Annotated in this window: 19 protein-coding genes; 13 read left to right on the top strand and 6 right to left on the bottom strand. The window is 36.1% G+C overall.

The genetic code is table 11. The features are described from left to right. Window positions 1-58: 58 nt before the first annotated feature. Window positions 59-487: a hypothetical protein gene (locus K2F26_RS19350; RefSeq protein ID WP_220609097.1), complete on the bottom strand. Its 429-nt coding sequence runs from the start codon at window positions 485-487 to the stop codon at window positions 59-61. A 56-nt stretch (window positions 488-543) separates the two neighbouring features. Then, window positions 544-1,092 carry a bifunctional adenosylcobinamide kinase/adenosylcobinamide-phosphate guanylyltransferase gene (gene cobU / locus K2F26_RS19355; protein WP_220609098.1) on the bottom strand — a complete coding sequence of 183 codons (549 nt, stop codon included), beginning with the start codon at window positions 1,090-1,092 and terminating at the stop codon, window positions 544-546. Window positions 1,093-1,249: 157 nt separating this feature from the next. Here cobU and K2F26_RS19360 point away from each other — a divergent pair, with 157 nt between their 5' ends. Then, window positions 1,250-2,056, top strand: a complete 807-nt coding sequence (locus K2F26_RS19360) for a hypothetical protein (protein ID WP_220609099.1) — start codon at window positions 1,250-1,252, stop codon at window positions 2,054-2,056. A gap of 165 nt (window positions 2,057-2,221) precedes the next feature. Here K2F26_RS19360 and K2F26_RS19365 read toward each other — a convergent pair whose 3' ends face one another. From K2F26_RS19365 to K2F26_RS19380, 4 genes are all read right to left on the bottom strand, one after another. Continuing rightward, complete coding sequence (locus tag K2F26_RS19365; RefSeq protein ID WP_220609100.1) at window positions 2,222-2,701, bottom strand: hypothetical protein; 480 nt, start codon at window positions 2,699-2,701, stop codon at window positions 2,222-2,224. Window positions 2,702-2,955: 254 nt separating this feature from the next. Further along, a complete protein-coding gene (locus K2F26_RS19370) occupies window positions 2,956-4,038 on the bottom strand; it encodes a class I fructose-bisphosphate aldolase (protein ID WP_220609101.1) in 1,083 nt (360 codons plus the stop codon). A gap of 400 nt (window positions 4,039-4,438) precedes the next feature. Continuing rightward, complete coding sequence (locus tag K2F26_RS19375; RefSeq protein WP_220609102.1) at window positions 4,439-5,341, bottom strand: tetratricopeptide repeat protein; 903 nt, start codon at window positions 5,339-5,341, stop codon at window positions 4,439-4,441. A 213-nt stretch (window positions 5,342-5,554) separates the two neighbouring features. Continuing rightward, entirely contained in the window at window positions 5,555-8,668 is a 3,114-nt protein-coding gene (locus tag K2F26_RS19380) for a plasmid replication protein, CyRepA1 family (RefSeq protein ID WP_220611956.1), read from the bottom strand. 540 nt (window positions 8,669-9,208) lie between these two features. On the opposite strand from K2F26_RS19380, the gene K2F26_RS19385 reads away from it, so the two are divergent. From K2F26_RS19385 to K2F26_RS19440, 12 genes are all read left to right on the top strand, one after another. Beyond that, window positions 9,209-9,433: a CTB family bacteriocin gene (locus K2F26_RS19385; RefSeq protein ID WP_220609103.1), complete on the top strand. Its 225-nt coding sequence runs from the start codon at window positions 9,209-9,211 to the stop codon at window positions 9,431-9,433. A gap of 269 nt (window positions 9,434-9,702) precedes the next feature. Next, a complete protein-coding gene (locus K2F26_RS19390) occupies window positions 9,703-9,927 on the top strand; it encodes a CTB family bacteriocin (protein ID WP_220609104.1) in 225 nt (74 codons plus the stop codon). A 368-nt stretch (window positions 9,928-10,295) separates the two neighbouring features. Next, a complete protein-coding gene (locus tag K2F26_RS19395; protein WP_220609105.1) occupies window positions 10,296-10,604 on the top strand; it encodes a hypothetical protein in 309 nt (102 codons plus the stop codon). Window positions 10,605-10,740: 136 nt separating this feature from the next. Then, entirely contained in the window at window positions 10,741-12,891 is a 2,151-nt protein-coding gene (locus K2F26_RS19400; RefSeq protein WP_220609106.1) for a peptidase domain-containing ABC transporter, read from the top strand. 28 nt (window positions 12,892-12,919) lie between these two features. Continuing rightward, on the top strand, window positions 12,920-14,314 hold the full coding sequence (locus tag K2F26_RS19405; RefSeq protein WP_220609107.1) for an HlyD family secretion protein: 1,395 nt from the start codon (window positions 12,920-12,922) through the stop codon (window positions 14,312-14,314). A gap of 234 nt (window positions 14,315-14,548) precedes the next feature. After that, window positions 14,549-15,190, top strand: a complete 642-nt coding sequence (locus K2F26_RS19410; protein ID WP_220609108.1) for a hypothetical protein — start codon at window positions 14,549-14,551, stop codon at window positions 15,188-15,190. Between the two features lie 142 nt (window positions 15,191-15,332). After that, window positions 15,333-16,010 (top strand): response regulator transcription factor, encoded by a 678-nt coding sequence (locus K2F26_RS19415; RefSeq protein WP_220609109.1) that lies wholly within the window; start codon window positions 15,333-15,335, stop codon window positions 16,008-16,010. 86 nt (window positions 16,011-16,096) lie between these two features. After that, window positions 16,097-17,026 carry a sensor histidine kinase gene (locus tag K2F26_RS19420; protein WP_220609110.1) on the top strand — a complete coding sequence of 310 codons (930 nt, stop codon included), beginning with the start codon at window positions 16,097-16,099 and terminating at the stop codon, window positions 17,024-17,026. 37 nt (window positions 17,027-17,063) lie between these two features. Next, on the top strand, window positions 17,064-18,011 hold the full coding sequence (locus K2F26_RS19425) for a ribonuclease Z (protein ID WP_220609111.1): 948 nt from the start codon (window positions 17,064-17,066) through the stop codon (window positions 18,009-18,011). A 125-nt stretch (window positions 18,012-18,136) separates the two neighbouring features. Then, window positions 18,137-18,355 (top strand): DUF2281 domain-containing protein, encoded by a 219-nt coding sequence (locus K2F26_RS19430; RefSeq protein WP_220609112.1) that lies wholly within the window; start codon window positions 18,137-18,139, stop codon window positions 18,353-18,355. Window positions 18,356-18,375: 20 nt separating this feature from the next. Further along, entirely contained in the window at window positions 18,376-18,753 is a 378-nt protein-coding gene (locus K2F26_RS19435) for a hypothetical protein (protein ID WP_220609113.1), read from the top strand. Then, window positions 18,743-19,156: an HNH endonuclease gene (locus K2F26_RS19440; RefSeq protein ID WP_220609114.1), complete on the top strand. Its 414-nt coding sequence runs from the start codon at window positions 18,743-18,745 to the stop codon at window positions 19,154-19,156. Before K2F26_RS19435 ends, K2F26_RS19440 begins: the two co-directional genes overlap by 11 nt. The last annotated feature ends 4 nt before the right edge of the window (window positions 19,157-19,160 follow it).

Raw genomic sequence — 19,160 nt, forward strand, 5'->3', positions numbered from 1 at the left:
GTGAAAATCAAAAATAATTTCAAAAAATAATTTAACAACTTATTTTGTGAACAAATTGTTACATGGATGAAAACACCTTTTCCAGCAAGCGATCGCGAATTTCTGTCAATTGTTCTTGAGTATTAACTGGACATCTTGGTGCTGGCAGTTCATTATTAGGCCAAGTAGGCAAATAATAACAAGGACACAATATTGACGGCAGTCCCATAGTTTTAACAGGTACTGGCATCGCGCAGCGTCCACAAGGCAGCACTTCCCACGTTGGGGTTAGCAGTTCGGCTATGTTTTCTTGAGTATCTTCTAAATAACAATCACGGGTTTCTAAGGCAAGAATTTCTTGCCAACACTCTTCAAACTCTGGACTATAGTTATCGCCCTTTAGCACTGGGTTAGGCAAGAAACTTTGATTACTATGACCGACTATCACTTTCTTCCCTAATTGAAACCAGTGAGCAAGATATTTTTTTACGTCTTGTTTGTTTGCCATATATTAATTGTAGATTTAAATGAGGGAATCTGAGGACATGAATCCTTAATTTTGCATTAAGATTTGCTTGGTGGTAAGGGAAAACCGAGAAGACTGAGATTCAGAACATGACCACCAGTTACTAAGTAAACCGTCTCACATATTGCACCTAACTGACGGACTAAACTACCTAAGCGATCGCGAAATTTTCGACCTATAGGATAAGCTGGAACTACACCCCAACCAGTTTCTTCGGCAACAAACAGCAAATCAGCATCAATTAAACGTACTACTTCTAACAATTCTGCTAAGGTGTTTTCCCAGCTTAAATCGTCCTCTTCCAAAAAATTAGCTACCCAAGTTCCCAAAGAATCAATCAAAATACAAGTATCAGATTTGGCATTGCTGAGAGTGTGCGCCAGTTCCACAGGTACACACAGAGTTACCCAATCTTGTGGACGACGTTGCTTGTGTTTTTCAATGCGTTCTTGCCACTCTTGATCCTGGGGATTTTCCATAGCTGTTGCTATATAAATAACCTGTTTCCCGGACTGAATTGCTAAATTTTCTGCCCATTCACTTTTTCCTGAACGTGCTGGACCTGTTACTAAAATAACTCTACTCATAATTATATTGCCAATAAAAAAGCCAGATTTCCGGTTAAGATTCTTATCAATTACTATAATTACCTATACAATAAAGACAGGTTTCTCAATAATTTTGCACTCTTGACAAACTCCCAATAGTCAAAACATATCAGCAGCACAGCTTTAGGATCTGTTTATGAAACCAGGTTTAAAACGCATTGAGGCAACTCTACATGATTTAGGGATACGTAGTACCGACTTACCACTAGAAACCAGTGATGGGACAAAACGCCCATTCTCCTTTAGAATTAGCGTCGGAGCTAAAAAAAGCCAAGAAGTTAAAGAAAATTCAGCCAATCAAGACATTAACACAGTTGATATAAATACCAATAAAGAAACCAATCCCCAATCACAGCCACATTTATTTTCTAAACATAATTCCGTACAAACTTTCCCAGCCCAAGAAACTCAAGTCAAAACACCTAGCTTACCCAAGTTTAAAACACCGAGCTTTAGTAACCATCGTCACGGTGCAAATCCAGCATTAGCGATGAATCTTTTACAAGAGATTCAAGAAATTGTAGCAGGATGGCAAACAGAATTACAATCAATTCTCCAGCAAATTCAGGATATTTATTTAGAAGGTCCAGTGATTAATGGCTGGTTAGAGTCGAATCCCCAAGAACCAGAACCAGGGGGAACTGCAACCCTGCGTCAAGGGGAAGTTGAACGACTGATGGATTATGTACAAGAAATTTGCTCCCCTGGAGACAAAGTAACTGATCAATCATCCCGTACTGGCTACCGCCTTTGTGGAATTGATGCTACTGGTAAAGTCTGGTCTCGTCAATGTCCAGTTGATCAAGTTCCTCAAGTCAGTATGGCTATTGCCCGTTACCAAAAATTACGTCAGCTTTTTGGACGAAAACAATACCTAGAAACTCGTTTAAGCCAATTAGCGGAAACTCTTGTGGCTTTACACAGCCATATTCAACAGGTATAAGTAGGTAAGCGTTAAAAATTGTCGTTATGATCAGGCAGGAGGCTGAAGGCAGAAGGCAAGAAGCCTATTCTGCGGAATTTTTTGCTTTTTTACCCTGGAAAGGGCAGGTTTTAAACGTTGAATGAAACAATTATCAATTGTCAATTGTCAATTGTCAATTTTTAATTAATAATCTCCTCTTGCAGCTTTATTTCTGATTAACTCCTGTTCAATTTCACTCCTTTCATAATCCTGTGCGCCAAAAGTTCGTTTTAGGGGTTCATTACCCAACTCTTCCCCCGCACGTTTGAGCATATTAAGAGGATTTTTTTGTCTACTTCCAGTTCCCAAATCTTTAGGAATTACTTCACCTGCACGCTTGCCACTTTCGATATAATCATCACCTATTTCTGGTGTTGTATATACCTTGGCTTTCCCCCTTTCTTTAGTTGAGTAAAAAGGTCTAACAACATCAGTTCTCACTAATCTCCCAGCTTTATTAGAATAATATGGTCGAGTTATTTCGGGCTTTTGGTTTTTCAGGGAATAATAACCAGCAGCCTGAGCCGAAAGCATAGGTAAGCCAATTAACCAGATTAAACCAGCTAACATGAATATAGCAAGTTGGCGGTGAATTTGATTAAATAATCTCTTTATTTCCCACATTAGACAAATGTCCTTTTGAATATTTCACAAATACCTAAATATTAAAAAAATATCCTGTAACTAACGTCTTACCTGGGGTTGGTTAAATGTATATAAAAAGTAATGTAAATACAGGGGTAGGGGTAAAGCAATGCTAAACCCCCTACAGGTTTGCTATCCCCATGATGAGACTTTTATGGCTTACGCCATGCTGCGGTATCAAAAAACCATTTCATACATCAGGTATTTGCAACAAAAAAAATCAAGCTGCAAAATCAAGCTATAGTTACCTGATGTGATAAATAAACATCTTGAATAGCGTGAAACAAGCGCACCCCTTCCTCAAACGGACGCTGAAAAGTCTTTCTGCCAGAAATTAATCCTGTACCACCAGCACGTTTATTAATTACAGCAGTTCGTACCGCTTCAGCAAAATCATTTTTACCAGAAGTACCTCCAGAATTAATTAATCCTACCCTGCCAGCATAACAATTTAATACTTGATAACGAGTTAAATCTATGGGGTGTTTTGTGGTTAATTCTGTGTAAACTCGCTCATCAATTTTACCGTAACTTTTACCTGTAGCTTTAGCAATTGCTTCATAACCATGATTGCATTCTGGTAATTTTTGTTTAATGATATCTGCTTCAATGGTGACACCCAAATGATTTGCTTGTCCAGTTAAATCAGCAGCTAGGTGATAATCTTGATCTTGTTGAAAATTGCTATTTCGCAAATAACACCAAAGCACAGTTGCCATACCCAATTCATGGGCGTGTTTAAAAGCTTGACTTACTTCTTGAATTTGTCTATCAGACTCTGGTGAACCAAAATAAATTGTTGCTCCGACTGCGGTTGCTCCCAAATGCCAAGCTTGCCAAACATCTGCAAACATAATTTGGTCAAATTGATTGGGATAAGTCAACAATTGATTATGATTTATTTTGGCAATAAAGGGGATTTTATGGACATATTTGCGGGACACACTGCCTAATACACCTAAAGTTGTAGCCACAGCATTACAACCTGCTTCTATTGCTAATTTCACAATATTTTCGGGATCAAAATAAATTGGATTAGGTGCAAAAGCGGACCCGGCTGAGTGTTCAATACCTTGGTCTACAGGGAGGATAGAAAGATAGCCTGTATTGGCTAAACGTCCGGTAGAATAGATTTGTTGTAAATTTCGTACCACACGGGGAGAGCGATCGCTATTAATCCACACTCGATCTATAAAATCTGCTCCTGGTAAATGCAGCAAATCTGAAGAAACCTTGGCTTTATATGTTAGCAAATCTTCTGCTTCTTTACCTAGCAATGATTCCAAGGAATTGGTTTGTAATAAGGTTGTAGTCATATTTTTTTCTCACGTACACAACCAGAGAACTTAGAAATATTTTTGGTTAAATACTATTACTATTTATTGCTTTTAAATGATGATTTTGTCTACTTTCCCAAGACATATATAAATAGAAAGAGTTGACAAATTATATCATGTCCAGTGGAACACTTACGATATCTGTTGGGGCAGGGAATAGGGAATAGAGAATAGGGAAAAGCAAATATGTCCAAAACTTTTATATTAGACATCTCCAGAAAAGAAATTATGGTTTATTTATGGGGGCAGGTCGAAGCTTATGGGATATCTAGATGTCTGATTTTTCCGTTAAATTATCGCCGAAATACTTCGCCCCTACAACTTATGACAAATTAATACATTCTATTTTGGAGAGGTCTATTGAATCACCAATCATCAATTACCCATTAGTAATTTTTTCTGCTAGTTGAGGGTTGAGTTGTAGTAGTATGTTGCTGTCGGCAATTGCTCCTTCATAGTCTCCTAAATGGTAACGTGCATTAGCCCGCAAGCCATAAACTATGGAGAGGATAGGGTTAATTTGCAATGCCTGATTATAATCTGCAATTGCTTTTTCATGGTTTCCTAAATTGCTATAAACTAAACCTCGTTGATAATAGACTTGATCATCATCAGGATGGAGTTTTATTGCTTGATTAAAATCAGCGATCGCTTTTTGATAGTCTTCCAGGTGAGACATTACTAAACCACGATTATAATAAGCTTCAGCAAAGTGGGAATTAATTTCTAATGCCTGATTATAATCTGTAATTGCACCTTGATAGTCTTGGAGAGCATAGCGACTATTTCCACGGTTATGATAAGCTGCTGCTAGGTTGGGATTTAACTTTATTGCTTGGTTATAATCAGCAATTGCTTCTTTGTAATTACCAAGAATATGCAGAATATTACCACGATTACTGTAAGCGGCAACAAAATCAGGATAGTATTGTAAAGCCTGGTTGATATCTACAATAGCACCTTGATCATCTCCGCCTCTAAAACGAGCTAAACCTTGGTTATGAAATGCTTTAGCTATGTCAAAATTGATATTTTGAGTGATATTTTGAGTAAGATTTTGCGGTAAGGGGAGAGAATTTTTGATGATGTTTATGACTTGTTGATAATCTGCGATCGCTTGTTCAAATTTCTCTAATCCCAGGTAGGCATGACCACGGTTATGGTATGCTTCAGCTAAGTTAGGATTTAGTTGTATTGCTTGCTGAAAAAATGCGATCGCACCTTCATAATCACCCTGTAAATTCTTCTTTATTCCCTGTTTAATCAACTCTTCAGCATTCATGTAATTTTTCTATCTTTAACTTTATTTCAAAATATAAGTGTAAGGATTCAGGATACAGAATAAAGGATTCAGTATGAATTAGAGTTTTCCAGTTATTCTTGATAATTGATCAAAAAACGTACTTCTGTTGTTCGCGAAGCGTGGCGAAGCCATTCTCCTGACTCCTGACTCCTGACTCCTGACTCCTTGATATCCTGACTTCTTACATATAAGTTACATTACTGGCTGTTCCATAAACTGAGAATTTAAAGAATAATCAATAATTTCCGTATTCACACCATGTAAATGATACAACCTCAACTCATCACGTTGCTGCCAAACTGCAAAGATTTTATCTCTCCCATCATTAAGAGTTGCCATATCAATTTTATAGACTTTATAACCCCGTTTATCAACATTATTTACCTGTTGCAACTTCAAACCCAATAAACTTAAAAGTCGATTAAGTATCTTAATTCCTGAAACAGATGTTTTCTCTTGAGATATTTTCTCTTTCACCACATCAATACCCAAGGCTCGTTTAATATGTTTACTACTGTGAATAGCAACATTTTTTAACCAAATAATATCACTATCATTTTCACTAAATACTCTTCCTGATTCCAGGAATTGTAACATACCCAATGCTCTCATAGCTTCAACCTTGAGAGTATAAGTCTTGATATCAGGTAAGAAAACCTTACCCTCACCCCAAGATAATTGTTTTTGCCACTCTTCCTGATCTCTACCATGAAAATATTCACTTTCATGAGTGAGATAATAATGAATTAACAATTGTCCATAATATCCTTTATCATCCTGCAATTTTAACCAAGGAGTTACTTCAATTCCATATCTATCTCTGAGAATATATTTATTAATTTGATTACGTTCTTCGTCACCGAGAGAATGTTTAGCTAATAGCTGTTCATATTCAACATAATCAATTTTCTTAGCTGTAGCCACAGCATTAGCAGCTATTAATTGATTTTCTTGTTTAATTTCCTTAATTTTACCTTTAATATCTTTAGCCTTTTGACGACTTTGCGCCCAATCTTTTTGGACTTTAAAAATTTCCATAATTAATCTTTTACGAGTTTCTACATCTTGGGCATCAGTGGCAAAAAAAGCCAAGCGTAAATCCCGCAGAATATTATTTTGTACAGCATTACTTCGCATAATAATTTTATGCCCGTCAGCTATTAATCCATCTTGTAAAGATTGACGATAAAGACTAATAGAAGCATTTACCCTAGCAGATAATTTTGCCCAAGTTCTTAAATGAATTGGATCATAAACTGCTGGTAAATCTACATCTATTTTATGTAAAGGACTAAGCAAAGCGAGATTTTCTTTTTGGTTTTCTTGATACCAATGAGATAGTAATTGATAATTGGTACTACCACTACCAATTAAACCGATACCGCGTTTAGCACACCAGACAACACGGGGAACATCATCCCGCACTCTTGCTAATGCTTGACGTGCTTCCGCGTCAGGAATTACCCCTTGAAAAATGCCATAAACTCGGTCAAAATGTTGGACATCAATACTAATTCCTGTCCCCAAACTAGGAGTAACAAACACAGTATCATAATCAGTAATTTTTTGATTAATAGCCGCAATAAAATCAACTGCTGCATGGCCAGGAGTATTAGTAGTTTGACTACTAACAAGCAAAGTATCAGGAAACTGCTTTCTCAATTTCTGTAAACGTTCTTTAAGATAACTTTCAATGGTTTCACAACTATAACGTCCAGTGCGACTATCAGTAGTTACATAACATTTACGTCCGGCAATTAAATCTAATTCTAATTGATGAATTAGTGGTGTTGGGTTAGGTGAATCATAAAAAGTTACATCCCAACCTTTTTGGGGTTTCCATTTATTGACAACTACCCAAGGAGTAATTTTAGTTCCTGCTAAACCTTGTAAATATTCTAGAGAAACATCTGATAAATCAGCATCTTGGGCAATTATTAAACCTCCAGTTTTTATAACTGTAGCAATTAATTGTTGGAAGACTCCAAGAATTTTCACCCGTTTATTTTTACAAGTATTACTATTTAGTAAATGCCATAAAGATTGCTCAACTTCGTCTAATATTACTATAGCCCCTTGCCAATCTTGAGGATTTAATTTCCAAAGGGAATCAACACATAAACCGAAAGATTTGGTAATTGGTAGGGGATGTTCTTCTATACTCCATGCTTCATGGTTAATTCCCCATTTAATGCCTATTTTTTCACATAAAAATTTTCCTAAAAGGATGCGATGAGTAATTAATAAAACTGGTTGATTACGACTTTTTGCTTGATTAACTATAGCTTCCAGTCCGGTAGTTTTTCCAGTTCCTTTAGCGGATTTTACTCCTACTAAACCAGAGGAGGGAAAAGGTATTTCTCCTAAATAAGCCAGGTTAACATTCAGTGCGGGAGAAATTGTTAATTCAGTGTGAGGTTTAGTTTGAGCCAGATAAATTTCTAAATCTACACTTTGACGATAAACTTTATCAAAATTAGCTGCACCTTTAGCAGCAATAAATTCATCAACGCCTTTTTCTGTTCCTGGCAGTTCCACAACTTTTACCGGACAGTTTTGTTGTTGAAATAAACAACCAAGTTGGGAAATAGCATTATTGACAGCGGCGATTTTATTTGTTTGAGTTTCAAAATCAAAACATATATAAAAATTGCGTTTTTTGGTAGCGAATACTGCTAAGTCAGGTATGAGTTGACGAGAGGTAACTTTACCTGAGTTATCTTTAACAACGCGATAACCGCTAGTAATTCCTGGAATAGCAATAGCAACATATCCTTGTGTTAATAAAGCTGCGGCTTTTTTCACACCTTCACAAATAATTATTGAGATATTACATTCCGTCACCCATTGCCAAAAACCTTCCGCTTCACCATCATCAGCAATGGTGATATTTTGAGGCATATCCATATTGTAACGCTGGGCAACTTGCTGCCAAATTTTCAATGTCACCCGCAAACAAAATACCCGCGTTGGTGTGCTGGGAGGATGTTCATATTTAATAGACTTGCCTTTTTTATTTTGTCGGGGTTGGGATGGTTTAAAACATCCCCATTCCATTTTTTGCCAATTATTTAGGGGATCTCTTCCAGAACACCACCAACCACCTGCTGTAATATGGCTGTAACGCTGCAACCACGAACTTTTTACCATGCCAGTATTGGTGCGTGGTATTTGTTCTGATATAAGTAGGTACTGATAGGCGATCGTACCTTGGAGCGATATAAAATTTAGACGGGTTAAGTGTAAATCAATACAGCTATTTTGGACTAATTCTTCAAGGTGCTGGGGGTGTAAATAATCTAACATGGGCAGAGGCACTAAAAGAAGAAATGGGGTAAGGAAATAAAACCTTAACACGCATCTGCTGATTTTTGATAAAAACTTTGTGCCAAAATGGCAAAAGTTTTATACTTTGTTTATGGCAATACTTCGGTGATTACAGAAATAGCTGATTTTTCTTGTGAGATGGTAGAAATAATATTTTTGTATTGTGATATTTGTGCATGATTAATTTTTATTTATCAGTAAATTTTGGGTTTAAATAGTAAACATATACTGTTTAGATACCGGAATTGGTTAAATATATAGAGTATTTAGGAGTTGGCTGGGTAGTGAAGCATTTAATAAAGTCTATAAGATTGAATTTTTATCTTTATTATTCTTGCATTGATGGGTGTATTTTTCGGAAATATGGATTTCTAAATTTGGAAATTAAGTTTGCAGAAATTGAGCATGACTTCAAAGGTTAGTTCTCGATATTGTATTAACAAGCGAGGGGTTGAGGAACACACAAAAACAAATCAACTCCCAGCGATAACTCAAATCAAGATCAAGGAGATTTCTATCATGGCTAACTTATTTACCGCAGTATCCGCTGAACAACAAGAAATCGTAGCTGGTGGTGTGGAAACTGCACGTTTTGAAACTCGTTTTCGTGGTCGTCGCACTATCCAAGCTGGTCTAGCTGCTTCAGGCTTCGATGGTAGCATTGCAGCAGGTGGACAAGCTAATGAGAATGTAAGAACTAATGCTCTAACTCTTCTGAGAGCTAATGCTCCTTTCCCTGGATAGAGTGTATTATTTCGTTAGAGGATGTCTGAGCAGCATCAGAATTGATTGAGCTACCCCCAACCCCTTAAAAAATGGGGGGCTTAACTCCTCAAATTCCCCCTTTTTAAGGAGGATTTAGGGTGGTCTACAAGTGTTGCATACCACACTTAATAGTTTTCAGACATCCTCTTATTTCTCAATATTGTATGAGCAAGCGAGGGGTTGAGGAATAAGCAGAAAGAAACCAACTCCACGCGATAATTCAGATCAAGATCAAGGAGATTTCTATCATGGCTAACTTATTTACCGCAGTATCCGCTGAACAACAAGAAATCGTAGCTGGTGGTGTGGAAACTGCACGTTTTGAAACTCGTTTTCGTGGTCGTCGCACTATCCAAGCTGGTCTAGCTGCTTCAGGCTTCGATGGTAGCATTGCAGAAGGTGGACAAGCTAATGAGAATGTAAGAACTAATGCTCTAACTCTTCTGAGAGCTAATGCTCCTTTCCCTGGATAGAGTGTATTATTTCGTTAGAGGATGTCTGAGCAGCATCAGAATTGATTGAGCTACCCCCAACCCCTTAAAAAATGGGGGGCTTAACTCCTCAAATTCCCCCTTTTTAAGGAGGATTTAGGGTGGTCTACAAGTGTTGCATACCACACTTAATAGTTTTCAGACATCCTCTTATTTCTCGATTGATAAATCTACTGGAATTTACTTTTTTCACCTGTTAAATAGAAGTGGTAAAAACATCAAATCATCCAATTATATGAGATGAGGTTCACTGTTTTAACCCTACCACTTTTAATAAAAATTTACAACAAGATTTATGTATGATTTTTGTGATACATAAATCTTATTTTTCATCAAAAAGAGGTTTTACCATGTCTGATCACATACAAACCAACAACTCAGACCTATTTATAGGTATCTCAGAAAAGGAAATGGAGTCTGCATCTGGAGGCAGATCATCTATATTGTATATGTTTTATGAAGATACGAATATCTATACCAAGGGCATGAGTGATGTGAATATTTCTCAAGACAACTTTAGCGGTAATTCAAGGAATGAAACTGAATATCAATTTTCTCGAACAACTTTTGTTTTATTTTCATTATTGGGTGATGGCATTCAGTTTAATAACCTAATAAACAGTGGCGGATTCTTATCAAGAATATTGAGGTTTTTCTAATACAAATCAGAATGATGATGATCACATTATTGTAATCACAAAATTTTGATTATTTATATTTGCCAGTGTTTACCACACATTCAGAAAAGATGACAATATATTATTTCTCATTTTTTCTATAGTTTTTAATGAAATTATGAAAATCCAATTTGTTAAACAGCACAGTGAAGAAGACTGTGGTGCAGCCTGTTTGGCGGCAATTGCTAAATATTACGGTCATAATTTTACCATCAGTCGCATTCGTGAAGCGGTAGGAACAGGACAAACGGGAACTACATTATTAGGTTTAAGACGAGGTGCAGAAACTCTTGGTTTTAAAGCTAATCCAGTTAAAACTTCACCAGAAGTTCTAGATAGAATGAATGAAGCACCCTTACCAGCCATTATTCACTGGAAAGGAAATCATTGGGTTGTTTTATACGGTAAAAAGGGCAAAAATTATCTCATTGCCGATCCCGCAGTTGGGGTTCGACATCTTTCTAAAAAAGACTTAATTGATGGTTGGAAAGATTGGTTACTTCTTTTACTAGAACCTGATCCAGTCCGCTTTTTTGAACAGGAAAGTGATAAAACTGGAGGATTTTGGCGTTTCTTCCGACGAATTTGGATTTATCGCGCCATTTTAGTCCAAGCTTTACCTCTAAATTTACTCTTGGGTTTGCTATCTTTAGCTTCTCCTTTCTTACTGCAAATTCTCACTGATGATGTGTTAGTCAGAGGTGACACAAAATTACTTACTACTGTAGCAATTTCTGTAGTAGTAATGAACTTTATTTCTAATAGCCTGGCATTTGTACAATCTAACTTAATTGCTCACTTTGCTCAACGCTTACAATTAGGATTAGTTTTAGATTTTGGTCGGCAAATTCTCCGTTTACCTCTGAGTTATTACGAAGCTCGACGCAGTGGAGAAATTGTCAGCCGTTTGCAAGATATTCAGCAAATTAATCAATTAGTTACTCAATTAGTTGTCAGTCTACCCAGCCAATTTTTTATAGCGTTAATTTCCTTGGGTTTCATGATTTTTTATAGCTGGAAGCTGACCACAGTAGCTTTATTGATTTCTGTGATAATGACTTTATCTACAATCGTTTTCCAGCCAACTTTACAGCAAAAAACCCGTGAACTGTTAGTTCAAGATGCAGAAAATCAAGGTGTTTTAGTAGAAACCTTTAAAGGTGCATTAACCCTGAAAACAACTACAGCAGCACCACAGTTTTGGGATGAATTAGAAAGCCGTTTTGGTCGTTTAGCTAAACTCACATATCGTACTATCCAAATTGGCATCATCAATAATACTTTTTCTGGTTTTATAGCTGGTATTGGTGGCGTGATTCTACTTTGGTTTGGTGGCTACTTAGTTATTGAACCAGCAGAAAATCTGAGTATTGGAAAACTACTTGCATTTAACTCAATGAATGGTAACTTCTTGGGTTTGATTGGTACTTTAATCAGTTTTGTTGAAGAATTTACTCGTGCGAAAACCTCTGTAGAAAGGTTAACGGAAGTTATTGATGCCACTCCAGAAAATGAAGGAGATGGTAAAAAGCCTTTTGCGAAAATCCTGGATAATTATGACATCATTTGTACCAATGTTAATTTTCATTATGCCGGAAGAATTGACCTTTTAGAAGATTTTTCTTTAACCATTCCTGGTGGTAAAGTTGTGGCTTTAATTGGTAAATCTGGATGTGGTAAAAGTACCCTGGCTAAATTAATTGCTGGTTTATATCCTCTCCAGTCTGGCAATATCCGCATTGGACTTTATAACCTCCAAGACCTTTCTTTAGAAAGTCTGCGTCAACAGGTGGTACTTGTTCCCCAAGATGCCCATTTTTGGAGTCGTTCTATTGTGGAAAACTTCCGTTTAGGTTCGCCCTACGTTACATTTGAGCAAATTGTCAGAGCTTGTCAAATTGCAGGTGCTGATGAATTTATTAGTAAATTACCGGAAAAATATCAAACTATTTTAGGGGAATTTGGCGCTAATATTTCCGGTGGTCAACGTCAAAGATTAGCTATCGCTAGAGCTATTGTTACAGACCCACCAATTTTAATTTTAGATGAATCTACAGGTGGACTTGATCCTGTGAGTGAAGGGCAAGTTTTGGATCAATTATTTGCACATCGCCTGGGTAAAACAACAATTTTAATTAGTCATCGTCCCCAGGTAATTAATCGTGCTGATTGGGTTGTTTTACTAGATCAGGGAAGGTTAAAAATACACGGTTTTTTGCAGGAGTTAAAAGTAAAAACAGGGGAGCATTTAGATTTTTTAATTCCCTAATTCAACATAATTAAATTATCAGGTACTTATGCTCTACACTCATAATCAAAAATTTATTCCTTCAGGAGAAAATGATGAGTTTCTTCCTCCTATTAGTCGTTGGACATCTTTAGCAGGAATATTTCTCATTGGTACTGTTGTTACTGGGATTACGTTATCTTCATGGATTAAATATAATGTTACGGTCAAAGTGGATGCTATTGTCCGTCCTACAGGAGAAATTCGTGTGGTGCAATCAGAGATGGAAGGAACTATTAAAAGTATCTTTGTAAAGGAAAATCAAGTTGTGAAAACGGGTGATGTTATTGCTCATATTGAAACTGATAAATTGCTCATTAAAAAAAGTGAATTGCAAGGTAATATACAACAAGGTAACTTACAAATAATGCAAATAAATGCCCAAATCCGTATTTTAGATAATCAGATTTTGGCTGAAAAACAAGTTACAGAAAAAGTAGTTGCTGCGGCAAAGGCGGATTTGTTACGCAACGAAAGAGAATATCAAGAACGGCAAATTAATACTAAAGGTGAATTTCTTGCGGCTGAGGCAAATTTGCAAAAAGCCCAGACAGGTTTACAAAAAGCTCAAGCTGATTTAGAATTTGCTAAATTAGACCGCGATCGCTATGAACAATTATCACAAATCGGTGCAATTGGCCGACGGGAATTTGAGCAAAAACAATTGGTTGTGCAACAAACACAATTAACATTAGCATCTGAAAAAAAATCTTTTGACATAGCCAAAATTAAAATGACTTCAGCGAAAGCTGCTGTTAACCCAACACCAGCAATATTAGTAATGGCAAAAGAACGTATTGCCCAGGAAACTGCTAAAGGTCAAGCTAATATTGCTAGTTTAAATAAAGAAAAACAAGCATTAATTGAGCGTCGAGTGCAATTACAAACCCAAATTCAGCAATCTCAAAAAGAACTACAACAAATAGAAAATCAAATCCGCAAAAGCATTATTGTTGCCACCAGTAACGGTATTATTCTTAAACTCAATTTACGCAATCCTGGTCAAGTAATACGTGCTAGTGAATCTATTGCTGAAATTGTTCCTAATAATTCTTCTCTCTTTATTAAGGCTATGATTCCTACGAATGAAATTAAAAAAGTCGCCGTTGGGCAAAAAGTCCAATTGCGTGTTAATGCCTGTCCATATCCTGATTATGGGACTCTTAAAGGTGTGGTTAAAACCATTTCTCCTGACGTAATTACAACCCAAAATAATAACACAGGTATAGCAACAGCTAGTAATTATTTTGAGGCAACAATTGAACCGGAAACTCTTCAATTTGGGAATAGTAATCACCAATGTTATATCCAATCAGGAATGCAAGTAAAAGCTGATATTATTTCCAGAGAAGAAACAGCATTACAATTTATGCTGAGAAAAGCAAGATTAATTACTGATTTATAAGCAGGTAGATGGAAGCAAAGAATAAAAATGCAACGTAAGAAGTCAGGAGTCAGGAGTCAGGAGTCAGAATATTTGTTTGTAGCCAATACTTTTCGGTTAAGATTTTGTTCGCATAGCGTGCATTCCCCCAACCGCCCTTTTTAAGGGGGATATAGGGGGATCTCAAATACGTAATTTTTGTTAACCGAACAGTATTGCATTACAGTTACTCAAGTCATAAAAATTGTCAAGTTTATGACCTATGAACAAAGAATTAAAGAAGCATTACAATGGTGGTCTTATAGACAATCCATAAAACTGTTTCAGGAAGCAGAAAAAATCCGGGACAGTTTGTTACAAGAAACTTTCACCATTCGTCGCAGTTTAGATGTATTAAAAATAGATCATCCAAATTTATTAATTCAGAATTGCTATGAACACACCAAAAAAATTGATAATTTTCATCATTCTTTAGTTCAATTGAGCGATCGCTTGTCTCCAGTGTATATTCAAGAGAGTTTACCACTCTCAATCCAGTGCTTATTAGCTCCCTGGGTAGCATCTTATTCTCATGTCTATTTTCATATTGATATGCCAGCATATTGGCAACATGAGTCTGTAGAAAGTAGTCTCATAATTCTACGAGCTTTAGAAGAATTATTAATAATAACTTTGCGAGAAAATTCTACACCTATTGCAATTTATATCAGTTTACAACTCAAAGAAAATACAAAAAAATTAACTGTCAGAATCACCTATTCTGATCTATCTAACCTAACATCGTATTCCTATCTACCGGAATTAAATTATCTGAGTGATAGCCTAGAATTTTTAATGTCTGGGCAATGCTTTTACAACAGTAGCAATCTTAGGATAGCTTGGTATTTTTGTTGGTAAGTGTTATTGTCTAGCCAATATTTTCACCAAAATAATTATATTAATTCAGTAAAATTATCCGGGGTAAGGGTGACATCCCTCATAGCAACTAAACCAACATAAATACAATTTAGGAAAAGCTAATTTTTATTCAGTATTGAAGATGGAACAAATTTTATCAGCCAATAAATTGCTGAAAATTTTGGTAATTGATGATCACGAATCAGTGTTAAGTGGAACAATTGACATTCTCAAAAAAAACTATCCTAGTGCTGAATTTATAACCGCAATTAATGTCAATAATACTCTTGAAGAACTTACCAGTTTTCAGCCTGATTTGATAGTTATGGATCTTTCAATTCCCGAAGAAAAAGGACTGACTGCGCGACCTGACAACGGTATCCAACTGTTAAAAATTTTGATGCAAAAATATCCTCACTTAAATATTGTTGTCCAAAGCGCCCATGCGAGGACATTGGTACGTATTCGTTTGGATATTGATAGTCACAAAGGAGGTTTTACTATTGCTGATAAAAGCCTCTCAACCCAGGAAATGTTAACAAGAGTAGATTGGGCATTACAAGGATTAACTCATACAAAAGATATCAAAGGAATTTACTCAGGATTAGAAGTAAAACCCGAATGGTTAAAAGTCCTAAATTTGGCTTTTCAAGAAGGATTACAAGATAAAGCAATTGCTGAAAAAATGTGTGTATCTGAGCGCATGGTGCGTCATTATTGGAGTAAGTTACAAGATGCTTTAAACGTTTACCCAGAGGAAGGTAAAAATATCCGTATTCAAACAGAAAATAAAGCGAGATCAGAAGGGTTGATTGATTAATGATTACTGATAGCTGAATACTAACAAATAACCATTTCAATTCTGTCAATTTTCAATTGTCAATTGTCAATTAATATTTAAAGCTTATGCAGTCTAAATTTTGGATGAAAATGAAATCGGGATGGCAAAATATCTGGATGTTAAACACATATCCAGTCACAAATATTATAGTGATTAGTATTGTCATCTCTAACTTAGTCAGTGCCAGTTATGTACTATTAACTTGGGGTTGCTTAATTCCAAAATTTTCCGCAATTATAGTCTTAGCTTTAAATGCTATAGCTATCACAGGTATATATCACTATAGCCAAATCGTTAAATCGGGAATTAAAGCTAGAAAAGCGATGATTGAAGTTGCATTTGAAACCATCCATAACGGACCACTACAAACTCTCAATAGGGTTTTAAGATTGGTGAAGTTACAAGATTTATCAATTAAGAAAATGCTACCGGAGTTAGAAAAAGACCTAGAAAATTTAAACCAAGAATTAAGGGGAATTTATGAATTTTGGCAACAGGAAAACCTCACACATCAAGAAATAAACCTTTACTTAGGAAACAGTATAATTATCAATTTACAAGAACCTCTGCACGAAATTCTCTATCAAGTTTATAGTCACACCTTAGAAAGAGATTTTCCTTGCTTTAGAACCATCAAATTAAAAATTCGTAATTTTGAACCTATAGACGAACACTGTTTAACTATTGAAGACAAACGAGGAATTTGCAGATTTTTGGAGGAAGCTTTGTGTAATGTCGGTAAATATGCTATGGGAGCAACCTGTCTCAAAGTTACTTGCTCTTTATCTATGGGTTGGTACACACTCAGTATTGTAGATGATGGTTTAGGCGTTAATTCATCTGTTAACTCATCTAGGAGGGAAGGTCAGGGAACAAAACAGTTTAAAAATTTAGCCCGACAAATTAAAGGTAAATTTCAACGCCTTCCCATGTATCCTCAAGGAACTATTTGTGAGTTATCTTGGCCTGGTTATCTTGTGAGTTATGATAAATAAATCCTCATTTTGAGTTAGAGGAAGGCTAGAAAACGCTGTGCAGATAACATTTTTAGGAACAAGTTCTGGTGTACCTACAAGATCACGTAATGTTTCCAGTGTGGCACTGAGATTACCACAACGGGCAGAACTATGGTTGTTTGACTGTGGTGAAGGTACACAGCATCAAATTTTGCGGAGTGATCTGAAAATTAGCCAACTCTCCCGAATTTTTATCACCCATCTCCACGGAGATCATATTTTTGGTTTGATGGGACTTTTAGCCAGTTGTGGTTTAGCTGGTAATGTGGAACGAGTTGATATCTATGGTCCTGCTGGGTTAAATGAATATCTGCAAAGCGCCTCACGTTACTCACACACCCATTTTTCTTACCCCATCAAAGTACATACTGTTCAACCAGGGGTAATTTACGAAGATGATGAATTTATTGTTAGCTGTGGTTTGTTACATCACCGCATTACAGCTTTTGGTTATCGTGTAGAAGAAAAAGACAGAACCGGACGCTTTGATGTGGAAAAAGCTAAAACTCTACAAATTCCTTCTGGTCCTATTTATGGCAAACTCAAACGTGGTGAAACCGTAACCCTGGAAGATGGAAGAGTAATTAATGGTAGTGAATTATGTGGACCTACGGAAATTGGCCGCAAATTTGCCTATTGTACAGATACTGTTTATTGTGATGGTGCTGTCAAATTAGCCCAGGATGCAGATGTATTAATTCATGAAGCTACCTTTGCCCATCAAGATGCAGATATGGCTTTTCAACGATTACATTCTACCAGCACAATGGCAGCACAAACAGCTTATGTCGCTGGGGTAAATCAATTAATTATGACTCATTTTAGTCCTCGTTATACTCCTGGTAATGCTATTGAGTTAAAAGATTTGTTGAAGGAAGCCCGTGCGATTTTTCCTAATACTATCATGGCGCATGATTTTATGATTTATGATATACCTAGAAGGCGAGAAGTTGTGAAAAATTAGAATTTAGTACAGCAGGAGTCAGGAGTCAGGAGTCAGGAGTCAGGATTGATATCATTAAATTAAAATTAATACTGACCCAATTTATAATATTAATATAATTGATTCCTAATAGTAGAGGTCAAACTATGAACCTTGAACAAGCAGTGTTAGAAAATTTGCGAGAATTACCAACCGATAAACAACAAGAAGTTTTAGATTTTATTCAATTTCTCAAACATAAATTACCACCAAAAAAACCAAGTCCTAGTTTTTACGGGTTATGGAGTGACTTGGATCTAAATATTACAGAACAAGATATTACAGAAATTCGCCAAGAAATGTGTTTCACGCTAACCTATAAATAAACATACCCTGTTTAACCAAAATGGCGCAACTAACAATTCAAGTACCGGATGAACTAGCAACCCGTTTACAACCTATATTACATCGTCTTCCAGAACTGCTTTCACAACTGCTAGAAACATATACACCAGAAACATTAACTTTAAATAATTCTAGCGATACTCCTGCAACTTATACTGAGGTTTTGGACTTTTTAATTAAACAACCAACACCGGAACAAATAGCTAAATTCAAAGTTTCTAGCCACGCACAAATAAGGCTAGAAGAGTTATTAGAAAAAAACCGTAGGGGTACAATTTCCGAAACTGAAAGCAGTGAGTTAGATATTTATGAACAGCTAGATCAATTAATGATTTTACTTAAAGCTAGAGCTTACAGTGTAATTAAAAATGACAAATAATGCCATTTCTGCTAGTTTACGTCAATTAGTCATAGAACGTGCTAAAGGACGTTGTGAATATTGTTTAATTCATCAAGACTTTTCTATTTACACACACGAAATTGATCATATTATTGCTGTTAAACATGGAGGTGAAACTTTAGAGGAAAATCTGGCTTTATCTTGTTTACCTTGTAATCGTCATAAAGGATCTGATTTTGCTACTCTTGATTCAAGTAATGGGGAAATTATTCGTTTATTTCATCCCAGATTACAAATTTGGAATGAACATTTTACTTTAAAAAATGCAGAAATTATTGGTACTACTGCTATTGGTAGAGCTACATCACGGTTATTGATGTTTAATACTTCCAGTAGAGTGCGATCGCGTAAATCATTAATTGCTCAAAATTTGTACCCTTAATTTA

It is taken from the genome of Sphaerospermopsis torques-reginae ITEP-024, from assembly GCF_019598945.1.
Lineage (GTDB): Bacteria > Cyanobacteriota > Cyanobacteriia > Cyanobacteriales > Nostocaceae > Sphaerospermopsis.